At 68.7% G+C, this 11,623-nt stretch carries 11 protein-coding genes, 2 tRNA genes and 1 pseudogene; 5 read left to right on the forward strand and 9 right to left on the reverse strand.

The genetic code is table 11. From position 1 onward, the window contains the following. Positions 1 to 171 precede the first annotated feature (171 nt). Together ETC07_RS05450 and ttcA are read left to right on the forward strand one after the other, a co-directional pair. Entirely contained in the window at positions 172 to 741 is a 570-nt protein-coding gene (locus tag ETC07_RS05450; RefSeq protein ID WP_136247491.1) for a 3'-5' exonuclease family protein, read from the forward strand. Positions 742 to 826: 85 nt separating this feature from the next. Then, a complete protein-coding gene (ttcA, locus tag ETC07_RS05455) occupies positions 827 to 1,741 on the forward strand; it encodes a tRNA 2-thiocytidine(32) synthetase TtcA (RefSeq protein WP_136247492.1) in 915 nt (304 codons plus the stop codon). Between the two features lie 225 nt (positions 1,742 to 1,966). Here ttcA and ETC07_RS05460 read toward each other — a convergent pair. From ETC07_RS05460 to ccoN, 9 genes and pseudogenes are all read right to left on the reverse strand, one after another. Next, positions 1,967 to 2,647, reverse strand: a pseudogene (locus ETC07_RS05460) (sulfite exporter TauE/SafE family protein); the annotation flags it as partial. Continuing rightward, positions 2,644 to 2,868: a cbb3-type cytochrome oxidase assembly protein CcoS gene (ccoS, locus tag ETC07_RS05465; RefSeq protein WP_240724565.1), complete on the reverse strand. Its 225-nt coding sequence runs from the start codon at positions 2,866 to 2,868 to the stop codon at positions 2,644 to 2,646. The gene ccoS and the pseudogene ETC07_RS05460, both read right to left, overlap by 4 nt. Further along, on the reverse strand, positions 2,865 to 5,309 hold the full coding sequence (locus ETC07_RS05470) for a heavy metal translocating P-type ATPase (protein WP_136247494.1): 2,445 nt from the start codon (positions 5,307 to 5,309) through the stop codon (positions 2,865 to 2,867). The genes ccoS and ETC07_RS05470 overlap by 4 nt, the downstream gene beginning before the upstream one ends. Before the next feature lie 8 nt (positions 5,310 to 5,317). After that, positions 5,318 to 5,830 carry a FixH family protein gene (locus ETC07_RS05475; protein WP_136247495.1) on the reverse strand — a complete coding sequence of 171 codons (513 nt, stop codon included), beginning with the start codon at positions 5,828 to 5,830 and terminating at the stop codon, positions 5,318 to 5,320. After that, positions 5,830 to 7,263, reverse strand: a complete 1,434-nt coding sequence (ccoG, locus tag ETC07_RS05480; protein WP_136247496.1) for a cytochrome c oxidase accessory protein CcoG — start codon at positions 7,261 to 7,263, stop codon at positions 5,830 to 5,832. Before ccoG ends, ETC07_RS05475 begins: the two co-directional genes overlap by 1 nt. Positions 7,264 to 7,305: 42 nt before the next feature. Next, complete coding sequence (gene ccoP, locus ETC07_RS05485) at positions 7,306 to 8,235, reverse strand: cytochrome-c oxidase, cbb3-type subunit III (RefSeq protein ID WP_136247497.1); 930 nt, start codon at positions 8,233 to 8,235, stop codon at positions 7,306 to 7,308. Then, a complete protein-coding gene (locus ETC07_RS05490) occupies positions 8,232 to 8,426 on the reverse strand; it encodes a cbb3-type cytochrome oxidase subunit 3 (RefSeq protein WP_136247498.1) in 195 nt (64 codons plus the stop codon). Before ETC07_RS05490 ends, ccoP begins: the two co-directional genes overlap by 4 nt. A 1-nt stretch (position 8,427) precedes the next feature. Further along, on the reverse strand, positions 8,428 to 9,036 hold the full coding sequence (ccoO, locus tag ETC07_RS05495) for a cytochrome-c oxidase, cbb3-type subunit II (protein WP_136247499.1): 609 nt from the start codon (positions 9,034 to 9,036) through the stop codon (positions 8,428 to 8,430). A 25-nt stretch (positions 9,037 to 9,061) separates the two neighbouring features. Further along, on the reverse strand, positions 9,062 to 10,489 hold the full coding sequence (ccoN, locus tag ETC07_RS05500) for a cytochrome-c oxidase, cbb3-type subunit I (protein ID WP_136247500.1): 1,428 nt from the start codon (positions 10,487 to 10,489) through the stop codon (positions 9,062 to 9,064). Between the two features lie 179 nt (positions 10,490 to 10,668). On the opposite strand from ccoN, the gene ETC07_RS05505 reads away from it, so the two are divergent. From ETC07_RS05505 to ETC07_RS05515, 3 genes are all read left to right on the forward strand, one after another. Beyond that, positions 10,669 to 11,316, forward strand: a complete 648-nt coding sequence (locus ETC07_RS05505; RefSeq protein ID WP_240724566.1) for an alpha/beta family hydrolase — start codon at positions 10,669 to 10,671, stop codon at positions 11,314 to 11,316. 113 nt (positions 11,317 to 11,429) lie between these two features. After that, positions 11,430 to 11,505, forward strand: a tRNA-Val gene (locus ETC07_RS05510). 41 nt (positions 11,506 to 11,546) lie between these two features. Then, positions 11,547 to 11,623 (forward strand) — tRNA-Asp (locus tag ETC07_RS05515).

Here is an 11,623-nt window from a genome sequence, read left to right on the forward strand (position 1 = left end):
ATTCTTCGGCACGAGCCCCGCTCACCCGCTCGATGTCGAACGCCGTCATGCTGCGTGCGGCCGGCGTGATGATGTCGGGCGAGGATATTCGGCGTGACTCGCCAGCGTAGAGGCGATGGATGACGCCTGAGGCGATGGCGAGTCGATTCATGACATGACAAGGAGTCCGGCATGCTCAAGACCCTGCGCCGCCTGGTCGATCGCCATCGTCATGCCGATGGCGACTACGGCTGGCTGTTTCGCCCCTATACCGGGGAGGAGCTGGTGGCCTTGGCCGTGCAGTCGAGCGACGACGCGCGCCATGCCGAGCCGCTGGCGATCGCCGCGGTCTGCCTGCGCGGCGACAGGGTGCTGACCCGCGAGTCACTGGAGCTGCGCCTGGTGACGCCGCAGGGACGAGGTGCCGAGACGCCGGACCGGCGGAGCGGTGATCCCGATGAGGAGGTGACGATCGATCAGGCCCTGGCCCGCTTGCTCGATTTCGTCGGTAATCGTCCGCTGGTGAGCTGGCGGCTGGATCACGACCTGGCGGTGCTCAACCGCTCGTTGCGGCGTGTCCTCGGCTTCGAATTGCCCAACGCCGGCATCGACCTGGCTCAGCGCTACCAGCGCCATCATCCGGCGTCGGGCCTCGAGGTTCCGTCGGTGGACCCCCAGGGCGTGCTGGGCGCGGCGATCACCACCGCCCTGATGCATCGGCGCCTGGAGCGCGCCACGGCGCCTGTCCGCCACGGCGCTTGAGCTCGCGCCACATCGCCAGCCTCGCGGCAGGGTGGTAGGATAGCCCCTTTCCATTTCTCCCCGATGCCCTGGCAGCGCCCCGATCATGCAAGATGCCGTGACCTTCGATCCCCGCCCCGCCGACGAGGCCGCCTCTGCCGCGCCGTCGACTTCGTCCGCCGATGCCCCCGACGCCCAGGCCAAGCGCGAATTCAATAAGCTGCAGAAGCGGCTACGGCGCCAGGCCGGCAATGCCATCATCGACTTCGGCATGATTCGCGAGGGCGACAAGGTGATGGTGTGCCTGTCCGGCGGCAAGGACAGCTATACCATGCTCGAGATCCTGCGCAGCCTGCAACGCAGTGCGCCGGTGAACTTCTCGCTGGTGGCGGTCAACCTCGACCAGAAGCAGCCCGGCTTCCCCGAGCATGTGCTGCCCGAGTACCTGGACGGCATCGGCGTCGATTACCATATCCTCGAGCGCGACACCTACTCGGTGGTCAAGGAGAAGACCCCGGAAGGCAAGACCACCTGTGCGCTCTGCTCACGCCTGCGGCGTGGCTCGCTGTATGGCTATGCCGAGGAGATCGGCGCCACCAAGATCGCCTTGGGCCACCATCGCGAGGACATCCTCGAGACGCTGTTCCTCAACATGTTCTTCGGCGGCAGCCTCAAGTCCATGCCGCCCAAGCTGCTCTCCGATGACGGCAAGAACATGGTCATACGCCCGCTGGCCTACTGCCGCGAGGCGGACATCGCCGAGTTCTCCCGGCGCATGGAGTTCCCGATCATCCCCTGCAACCTGTGTGGCTCGCAGCCCAACCTGCAGCGCCAGGTGGTCAAGGACATGCTCGCCGATTGGGAGGTCAAGCACCCCGGCCGCCTGGAAAGCATGTTCAAGGCGGTGACCAATGTCGCCCCCTCGCAGCTGGCCGATCGCGAACTGTTCGACTTCGCCGGGCTCGAGGATCAGCAGGCGAAGAGGCAGGCCGACCGGATCGACCTGCACCAGGAGTCGTAAGCCCGACGTCCTGAACGGCAAGCGACGAGCGATCCGTTCGCCGTTCATGGCGTCCCCGTTCCCCCCCCGTCTGGCGCGACAGCCATTTCACCGATGGCCGGGGTGCGTGGCGCCCCGTTCCCTGTCGTCATGCCTGTGCCCAGCGTCCATGTCGGCGTGCTCCTCGCTGGCCTGAGCGTGCCCGGGCGTCATCTCGGCGTGCGCGTCACCATGGTCCATGCCGCCGGGTCTCAGCCCCCACAGCTGCCAGAGGGCGAAGCCGATGATCGCCAGTGCCGCGAGGCGGCGGGTGGCCGGCTGGCGGATCAGCGTGCCGAGCCGACGTGCGGCCAGGCCGGTGGCGAGCAGCGCCGGCAGGGTGCCGAGCCCGAAGGCGCCCATCAGCAGCGCGCCGTTAGCCGGGTCGGCAGTGGCCAGGCTCCAGGCCAGCATCGAGTAGACTAGCCCGCAGGGCAGCCAGCCCCAGACGGCGCCCAGGGCCACCGCCTGGGGCACCCTCACCACCGGCATCAGGCGTCGGCCGATCGGTTCCAGGTGGCGCCACAGGCGCCTGCCCAGCGCCTCGACCCTGAGCAGCCCCTTCCACCAGTCGGCGATATACAGCGCCATCAGGATCAGCATCGTGGCGGCCAGCACCTGGAGCGCCAGGCGCCCCCCCGGCGCCACGCCGACCAGGGTGCCGAGCCCGGCCGCCAGCGCGCCGGCGAGCATGTAGCTGGCGATGCGTCCCAGGTTGTAGCCCAGCAGCAGGCCGGCCAGGCGCGCCGGATGGCGCTGGCTCGGCGGCACGGCGAAGCTCAGCGCGCTCATGATGCCGCCGCACATGCCGATGCAGTGGGCGCCGCCGAGCAGGCCGAAGACGAAGGCCGCGGCCAGCGGGGGGAGGTCGAGTCCGGTGGGGTTCACTCGGGCGTCCTTGTGCGGGTGGTCGAGGAGGAAGCGGGCGCGCCGCCTTGTCGGGACCTGGCCGCCACAGGCCGGTCGGGGTCGTCATCATCGAACAGGATGCGATGGGCGGGGCCTTCGAGGTCATCGAACTGATCGTTGCGCACCGCCCAGAAGAAGGCCGCCACGGCTAGCCCGAGGAGCATCAGCGACAGCGGAATCAGCAAGTAGAGAATGCTCATGGGGTCTCCTCGTCCGGCCGGCGCGTTAGCCGCAGGGCGTTGGCGACCACTACCAATGAGCTCGCCGACATGCCCAGCGCCGCCAGCCAGGGGGGCACCCAACCCATGGCCGCCGGCGGCAGGGCCAGCAGGTTGTAGGCCAGCGCCCAGCCCAGGTTCTGGCGGATGATCCGCCGTGTGGCGTGGCCGATCTCGAGGGCCTCGACGAGGCGGCCCAGGCGCGAGCCGAGCAGCACGGCATCGGCCCGGGTGCGGGCGAGATCGGTGGCGCCGTTCATGGCGACGGCCAGGTCGGCGCCGGCCAGCACCGGGACATCGTTGATGCCGTCGCCGACCATCGCGACTCGCTGGCCCGCGGCCTGCAGCTCCCGCAACCGGGCCAGCTTGTCCTCGGGGCTGGCGCCGCCGCGCCACTCGTCGATGTCCAGCGCCTCGGCGAGTGCCTGGGTGGCCGCCTCGCCGTCGCCGGAGAGCAGTTCCACCGCGATGCCGCGGGCTTTCAGGGCGTCGAGCGTGGCGGCGGCATCCTCGCGCAGCCGGTCATGCAGGGCGAACCAGGCCCGCGGCTCGCCGTCCTCGGCGAGCAGCAGCCAGTGGCCGTCTCCCGGGGGCGGCGAGTTGGCCTGCGGGGCGGCGAAGCCCGGCGTGCCGAGCCGCCAGGTCCGGTCGTCGAGGCGACCTTCCAGGCCCTGGCCGGGTCGGGCGACGACGTCGTGGGCGACGAGTCCCGGGCGGCGATAGGGGCGGAAGGCGTGGGCGATGGGGTGTTCGGAATGGGCCTCCAGGGCCGCGGCCAGCGCCGTCAGGCGGCCGGCATCGCCACTCGGCAGTATCACCCGGCGTCCCAGTGTCATGTCGCCGGTGGTCAGGGTGCCGGTCTTGTCGAAGATCACTCGCTCGAGGCGCGGCAGGGTCTCCAGGGCGTCGGCGCGGGTCAGCAGCACGCCGCGCCGGTACAGCCGGCCGTGGGCGGCGGTCAGGGCCGTGGGCATGGCCAGCGCCAGGGCGCAGGGGCAGCTGACCACCAGCACCGAGAGCGTCACCCAGAAGGCCCGGGCGGGGTCGATGAACGACCAGGCCAGCCCGGTAGCGGCGGCGACCAACAGCACCTGCAACACGAAGTGATGGGCTAGCCGCGCGGCCTGGCGGGCGATGCGCGGGCGCTCGGCGAAGGCGCGGTCGGTGAGGTCGAGCAGCTGTGCCGCCCGGGCATCGCGGCCGGCACGGGTCACGCGGACGGTCAGCGGGCTTTCGACGTTGTGGCTGCCGCCGGTCACGGTGTCGCCGACGCCGCGCGAGACCGGCAACGCCTCGCCGCTGAGCAGCGACTCGTCGAGGCTGGAGGCGCCTTCCTCGATCACGCCATCGGCGGGCACGCCGTGGCCGGGCTTGACCCGTATCCGGTCGTCGGCGACCAGTTCGCTGGCGGGCACCAGGCATGCCGTGCCGCGCTCGTCCAGGCGGGTCGCCGCCAAGGGCAGCAGTTCGGCCAGGGCGTTGCCGTGGCGCCCCCCGTGCCGCCGGGCGCGTACCTCCAGGTAGCGGCCGAACAGCAGGAAGAAGGTGAACATGGCCGCGGAGTCGAAATACACCTCGCCGTGGCCGACGAACAGCGCCCAGCCGCTGGCGAGATAGGCGCCGGCGATGGCCAGCGACACCGGCACGTCCATGCCCAGCCGGCGGTTGCGCAGGTCGCGCGCCGCGCCTTGCCAGAACGGCTGGGCGGAATAGAGCACCACCGGCGTGGTCAAGGCGAAGGCCAGCCAGTGGAAGAGGGTGTCGAAGTCGCCACCCAGACCGTCCTCGCCGGCCAGGTAGAAGGGGATCGAGAACATCGCCACCTGCATCATGCCCACCGCGGCGACGATCAATCGGCGCACCTGGCGGCGTTCCTCGCGCTGCAGGCGACGCTGGGCCTCATCGGGTTCATAGGGCCGGGCCGGGTAGCCGATGGCGGCCAGCTCGGCGAGCAGCCGCGAGAAGGCGATGCGATCGGGATCCCAGGCGACCCGCAGCCGATGCTGGGCGAGGTTGACGGCGCTTGAGGTGATGCCCTCGAGGGCGTTGAGGCGGTGCTCGATCAGCCAGGCGCAGGCCGCGCAGGTGATGCCTTCCACCGCCAGGGTGGCATGGACGCCGCCATCGGCGTCGGGGTGCACGAAGCGTGCTTGCAGGCCGGGGGCGTCGAAGACCGCCCAGGTCTCGGCATCCGCGGCCCGGCGATCGTCGGGCCGCGCCGGCAGCTCGCTGCGAAAGCGGTAGTAGCCGGCCAGGCCGCCGTCGACGATGGCGTGGGCCACCGCCTCGCAGCCGGGACAGCATAACGGCTGTTCGGCACCGTCGAGGGTCAGCGTCCAGGGGGCGTCCTCCGGCACGCGGTCGCCGCAATGGTAGCAGCGGGCGGCAACGGCCTCGGCGGCAGACGGATGGGGCGCGGTCATGGGGTGACTCAGACTCCAGGAACCAGGGTGAACGCGGTCTCGGCGGGGAATCGGGCCTCGCCGGTGAGACGCCAGGCGGGCTCGCCGGTGTCGGCGGGCTCCAGATGCAGGTAGCGGCGGTGGCGCAGCGGCGCCTCGAGCATGGTGACGTAGCGCCCGGCATGCAGGTGCTCGAGCGTCAGCCGTCGATCGCGGTGGTTCTCGGTGGGGAAGATGAGCTTCAGGGTCAGCCGCTCGGGGTGCGCCTCGCCGGCCAGGTCGACGACCAGGTCGCCGGTGGCCGGGTCGGCGCGCAGAGTGGCCGAGAGCCCTAGGTCCCGGGCCCGTTCCTGCTTGGCGATCTGCTGGTTGATGGCCAGGCCTTCCTTGTAATAGTCGTCGGCCACGGTGCCGTCGAAGTAGTGAATCGAGAGGGCCAGGTAGACCAGGCTGAAGGTCACCGAGGCCCCCAGCAGGCCGATCATGAACCAGGGCCAGAATTGCTTGTACCAGGGCGGGATGGTCCGGTGTGGCACGCTCATCAGCGGGTCTCTCCTAGGAAACGACTATCGCGCTCGAGGCGGATGGTGGGGTCGTCGAGCGCCTCGAGGTGCAGCCGGATCGCGTGGCTGGGGTGCTCGAGGGCATGCGGCGGCACGGTGACTTCCACCACCCGCCGGCGCGACTCGCCGGCGGGTACGCGGAGGCGGGCGGTGTCCAGGGTCAGCCCATCGAGGCCCGAGGCCTCGAGCCGGTAGGCGCGATCTTGCTGATCCAGGTTGCGTACCGTCAGGGTGTAGACGTTGCGGATTCGGCCGTCGTCGGCCAGCTGGAACAGCCGCTGGCGGTCGCGCTCCACCTCGATGTCGAGCGGGACACGGTCGCCGAGCGCGCCGATGAACAGCCCGAGCATCACCAGCAACACGGCCAGGTAGCCGAGCAGGCGCGGACGCAGCCGGCGCGAGGGATGGCCCTGCAGGGCGTTCTCGGAGGTGTAGCGAATCAGCCCGCGAGGGTAGCCCAGGCGCTCCATGACGCCGTCGCAGGCATCGATGCAGGCCGCACAATCGATGCACTCGTGCTGCAGGCCGTCGCGGATGTCGATGCCGGTGGGGCAGGCCTGGATACACAGCTCGCAGTCGATGCAGTCGCCGTGGCCGGACGCCTCGGCCGCGTCATGGGGGAGCTTGCCGCCGCGCCGGCCGCGCGGTTCGCCACGCGCGGCATCATAGGCGACGGTCAGGGTGTCGGCGTCGAACATGACACCCTGGAAACGTGCATAAGGGCACATGTGATGGCAGACCTGCTCGCGCAGCCAGCCGGCATTGAGGTAGGTGAACAGCGTGAAGAAGGCGATCCAGAAGCAGGCCCAGGCGTGGGCCTCGAGCCGCGCGAGGTCCACCATCAGCGCGCGGATCGGCGTGAAATAACCGACGCAGGTCAGGCCGGTAGCGACGGCGATGACGAGCCAGGCCGTGTGTTTGGCGGACTTGCGACGCAACTTGTCGGCGTCCCAGGCGCGCCGATCGAGCCTGATGCGGCGATGACGTGGTCCCTCGAGGCGATGCTCGACCCAGATGAACAGCTGGGTCCAGACGCTCTGTGGGCAGGCATAGCCGCACCACAAGCGGCCGGCGAGCACGGTGATGAAGAACAGCCCGAAGGCGGCGATGATCAATAGCCAGGAGAGCAGCATGAACTCCTGGGGATAGAAGGTGGCGCCGAAGAGGTGGAACTCGCGGCTGGGTAGATCGAACCACACCGCCGGGCGTTCGCCCCAGGCAAGCCAGGGGGTGGCGAAGTAGGCCAGCATCAGCGGCCAGCCGATGACGCGCCGCAGGCGCTGGAAGACCCCGCGGATCTCGCGCACGTAGAGATGGCGACGGCGGGTGCCCATCGCCTGGCCGACGCCCTCGTCCAGGGCGTGGTGGCGAGTGGCGTCGGTGATGTCGCGGCAGGGGATGGGATCGCTCATGACAGGCTCTCGGCGGCGGCCACGCCGCGTCGTGGTGCGGGGTCAATCGCGGCGGCCGAGGGCGTAGACATAGGCGGCCACCAGGTGGACCTTGTCTTCCCCGATGTAGTCGGCCTGGGCCGGCATGTGCCCGCTGCGTCCGTGGCGCAGGGTCTGGCGCAGCGTGGCCGCCAGCGGCTGGTCGGGCCGGCGATACAGCCAGGCGTCGTCGGTCAGGTTCGGCGCGCCGAGGGCCTGGTTGCCGGTACCGTCGGGCGAGTGGCAGGCGCTGCATACCGAGGCGAACATCGTCGCGCCCTGCTCGGCGCGCCCGGCGTCGTGGGGCTGGCCGGACAGCGACAGCACGTGCTGGGTGAGGTTCTCGATGCTGTCCTCGCCGAGCTGCTGCCAGGCGGGCATCCGACCGTTACGCCCGTCGGTGAGAGTGGCCACGATGGTGTCCGGCGCGCCGCCATAGAGCCAGGCGTCGTCGGTCAGGTCGGGGAAGCCGTCGCCGCCCCGGGCATTGGCGCCGTGACAGATGGCGCAGTTGTTGAGGAACAGGCGCTCGGCGACGTCCATGGCCTCGGCGTCCCGGGCAAGCTCCGGGATCGGTACCTGTTGGTAGCGTTCGAAGATCGGCGCGTAGCGCGCCTCGGCATGGGCCACCTCGGTTTCCCACTGGCCTTCCTGAGTCCAGCCCAGCAGGCCGGCATAGTTGCCGAGCCCCGGGTAAAGCAGCAGATACCCCAGGGCGAAGATCACCGTGCCCACATACAGCTGGAACCACCAGCGCGGCAGGGGGTTGTCGTACTCTTCGATCTCGTCGGCCGTGTGATCGGTGGTCTCGACGTGACCGTCGGCATCGGCGGGCTTGTCGGTCTTGCGGTTGGCGAACAGCAGCCAGGCGCTGATGGCGATGGTGCCCAGGGTGATGACGATGATCCAGGCACTCCAGAATCCGGGCAGCACGTCCCTCCACAGATGACTCATGTGTCGCGGTCTCCCGTGTCTCGGCGGGCGCTGGCCGCGTGGCTCATGGGGGCGTCTTGGTCGGCGAAGGGCAGGTTGGCCGCTTCGTCGAAGTCCGGCTGGCGCCGCTTCGAATAGGCCCAGCAGACCAGGCCGATGAAGCCGACCAGCAGCAGGGCGGTGATGATGCCGCGTAGGGTTCCGATATCCATGTCAGCGGGCGTCCTTCAGCACGGTGCCGAGTTGTTGCAGGTAGGCCACCAGGGCGGTGATCTCGCGTTCGCCGTGCACCGCCTCGCGGGCACCGGCGATCTGCGTATCGTCGTAGGGCACACCCAGGGTGCGCAGGGCGCCCATCTTGGCGGCGATGGCGTCGCCGTCGATGACGTCCTCGAACAGCCAGGGGTAGGCCGGCATGATCGAGGCCGGTACCACATCACGGGGGTTGTAGAGATGCGCACGGTGCCAGTCGTCGCTGTAGCGGCCGCCGACCCGGGCAAGGTCGGGGCCGGTGCGCTTGGATCCCCACAGGAAGTTGTGCTCGTAGACCGATTCGCCGGCGACGCTGTAATGGCCATAGCGTTCGGTCTCGGCGCGGAAGGGACGGATCATCTGTGAGTGGCAGCCCACGCAGCCCTCGCGGCGGTAGATGTCGCGGCCGGCGAGCTCCAGGGGCGAGAGCGGTTCCAGCCCCTCCACCGGCTCGGTGGTCTGTTTCTGGAAGAACAGTGGCACCACCTCGGCAAGGCCGCCGAAGCTGATGACCACCAGTACCAGTACGCTGAGCAGGCCGACGTTCTTCTCGATGATGTCGTGTCTCATGGCGGTGTTCTCGCTCCCTGTGGGCTCAGGCGGTCGCCTGGACCGGTGCTCGCTGCAGGCTCTGCGGCTGGCGTACGGTCATGAAGACGTTGGCGGCCATGACCAGCATGCCGACCACCCAGCACAGCCCGCCGATGGTACGCACGACGTAGCCCGCGCCACTGGCCTCGACGGATTCGATGAAGCTGTACATCAGGGTGCCGTCGGGGTTGACCGCCCGCCACATCAGGCCCTGCAGGATGCCGTTGACCCACATGGCGGCGATGTAGAGCACGGTGCCGACGGTGGCCAGCCAGAAGTGCACGGCGATCAGCGCCACGGAGTGCATCTCGGTGCGGCCGTAGACGCGTGGGATCAGGTGGTACAGCGAGCCGATGGTGATCATCGCCACCCAGCCCAGCGCCCCGGCATGGACGTGGCCGATGGTCCAATCGGTGTAGTGGGACAGGGCGTTGACGGTCTTCACCGCCATCATCGGGCCCTCGAAGGTCGACATGCCGTAGAACGACAGCGCCACGACCAGGAAGCGCAGGGTGGGGTCGGTACGCAGCTTATGCCAGGCCCCCGAGAGGGTCATCATGCCGTTGATCATGCCGCCCCAGGAGGGCGCCAACAGGATGATCGACATCACCATGCCCAGTGACTGGGCCCAGTTGGGTAGGGCGGTGTAGTGCAGGTGGTGGGGGCCGGCCCACATGTAGACCATGATCAGCGCCCAGAAGTGGACGATCGACAGTCGATAGGAATAGACCGGGCGCTCGGCCTGCTTGGGCACGAAGTAATACATCATGCCGAGGAAGCCGGCGGTCAAGAAGAAGCCCACCGCATTGTGCCCATACCACCATTGGGTCATGGCATCGACGGCCCCGGCGTACATCGAGACCGAGGACATGGCCGAGACCGGCAGTGCCGCGCTGTTGACGATGTGCAGCACCGCCACGGTGAGGATGAAGGCGGCGTAGAACCAGTTGGCCACGTAGATGTGGGAGGTCTGGCGCCGTTTGATGGTGCCGAGGAAGACGCTGGCGTAGACGATCCATACCACCGCGAGCAGGATGTCGATCGGCCACTCCAGCTCGGCGTATTCCTTCACCTCGGTGTAGCCCAGCGGCAGCGTGATCAGTGCCGAGACGATCACCGCCTGCCAGCCCCAGAACGTGAAGGCGGCCAGTCGGTCGGAGCACAGACGCGCCTGGCAGGTCCGCTGCACCACGTAGTAGGAGGTGGCGAACAGCGCCGAGCCGCCGAAGGCGAAGATCACCACGTTGGTGTGCAGCGGACGCAGGCGGCCGAAGCTGGTCCAGGGTAGCCCCAGGTTGAGTTCCGGCCAGACCAGCTGAGCGGCGATCGTGACGCCGAGGGTCATGCCCACGATGCCCCAGATCACCGTCATGATCGCGAACTGTCGCACGACCTTGTAATTGTAGCGGGGGTGTTCCAGTGCTCTGCTCATGTCGGGTTCCATCGAACGCGGTGGTGGGCGTCGCGCTGGGCGGTCGTCTCGCCCGGGGCTGTCGCCCGCATGATGAGCGTCACGCCGGCACCTGGCGTGACGTTCTTGTTGTTTCATTTTTAGAGTACATTATATGTCGACAGTAAGTGTATACAATGTCTGATTTCGAAAAAATACACATGCTAGAAAGCCTGGGCCCCCTGGGGGTGACCGGCGAGGCACGCCTCGGGCGGCTGTTGCTGGCGCATGGCGCCGGGGCCGGGCAGGATTCCGCCTTCATGCGACGTCTCAGGCAGGCGTTGGCCGAGCGGGGCGTGCAGACCCTGGCTTTCGAGTTCGCCTACATGCAGCGCATGCGTGAGGAGGGGCGTCGCCGACCGCCGCCACGGGTCGAGCGGCTGGTCGATGAGTTCGCCGCCTGGCGCGATGCCACGGGGCGGCTCATGCCGGGCCCGCTGTGGTTGGGCGGCAAGTCCATGGGCGGCCGGGTGGCGAGCCTGCTGGCGGCGCGTGATGGCGCGGCCGGCCTGGCGCTCTGCGGCTATCCCTTTCATCCGCCGCGCAAGCTAGCATCGCTGCGTCTCGACCATTGGCCGCGCTTGAGCTGTCCGACCCTGGTGGTGCAGGGCGTGCGGGATCCCTTCGGCACGCGGGAGCAGGTGGCGGGCTATGCGTTGCCCGCCTGCGCGGAGCTGCATTGGCTGGACGACGGCGATCATGACTGGATGCCGCGCCGCGCCTCGGGGCGTGATCAGGCGGCCTTGATCGAGGAGGGGGCGGGGGTCATCGCCGAGGCCATGACACGCCATGTCATCGCCGATCGATGATGGCCAAGTAGATGAATGTCCTGACGTTCTACGCCGGCTGGTCGACACGGTATTATGAAAAAACGCGTTGACAACGCGTCCAGATTCCGTAGAATGCAGCGCCATGTGATCGGGGGTGGTTAGCTCAGCCGGGAGAGCACCAGCCTTACAAGCTGGGGGTCACAGGTTCGATCCCTGTACCACCCACCACTGTGAAGTTCAGTGGTCGATTGCATCGCAGAAACGAGTGCGGACCGGTAGTTCAGTTGGTTAGAATGCCGGCCTGTCACGCCGGAGGTCGCGGGTTCGAGTCCCGTCCGGTCCGCCA

The organism is Halomonas borealis (assembly GCF_004798905.1).
In the GTDB taxonomy this organism is placed as follows: domain Bacteria; phylum Pseudomonadota; class Gammaproteobacteria; order Pseudomonadales; family Halomonadaceae; genus Halomonas; species Halomonas borealis.

Bases quoted from the DNA above. Each gene is read 5' to 3' on its own strand.
- ETC07_RS05450 (WP_136247491.1), top strand. From the start codon at position 172: ATGCTCAAGACCCTGCGCCGCCTGGTCGATCGCCATCGTCATGCCGAT.
- ttcA (WP_136247492.1), top strand. From the start codon at position 827: ATGCAAGATGCCGTGACCTTCGATCCCCGCCCCGCCGACGAGGCCGCC.
- ccoS (WP_240724565.1), bottom strand. From the start codon at position 2,868: ATGAGCATTCTCTACTTGCTGATTCCGCTGTCGCTGATGCTCCTCGGG.
- ETC07_RS05470 (WP_136247494.1), bottom strand. From the start codon at position 5,309: ATGACCGCGCCCCATCCGTCTGCCGCCGAGGCCGTTGCCGCCCGCTGC.
- ETC07_RS05475 (WP_136247495.1), bottom strand. From the start codon at position 5,830: ATGAGCGTGCCACACCGGACCATCCCGCCCTGGTACAAGCAATTCTGG.
- ccoG (WP_136247496.1), bottom strand. From the start codon at position 7,263: ATGAGCGATCCCATCCCCTGCCGCGACATCACCGACGCCACTCGCCAC.
- ccoP (WP_136247497.1), bottom strand. From the start codon at position 8,235: ATGAGTCATCTGTGGAGGGACGTGCTGCCCGGATTCTGGAGTGCCTGG.
- ETC07_RS05490 (WP_136247498.1), bottom strand. From the start codon at position 8,426: ATGGATATCGGAACCCTACGCGGCATCATCACCGCCCTGCTGCTGGTC.
- ccoO (WP_136247499.1), bottom strand. From the start codon at position 9,036: ATGAGACACGACATCATCGAGAAGAACGTCGGCCTGCTCAGCGTACTG.
- ccoN (WP_136247500.1), bottom strand. From the start codon at position 10,489: ATGAGCAGAGCACTGGAACACCCCCGCTACAATTACAAGGTCGTGCGA.
- ETC07_RS05505 (WP_240724566.1), top strand. From the start codon at position 10,669: ATGCTAGAAAGCCTGGGCCCCCTGGGGGTGACCGGCGAGGCACGCCTC.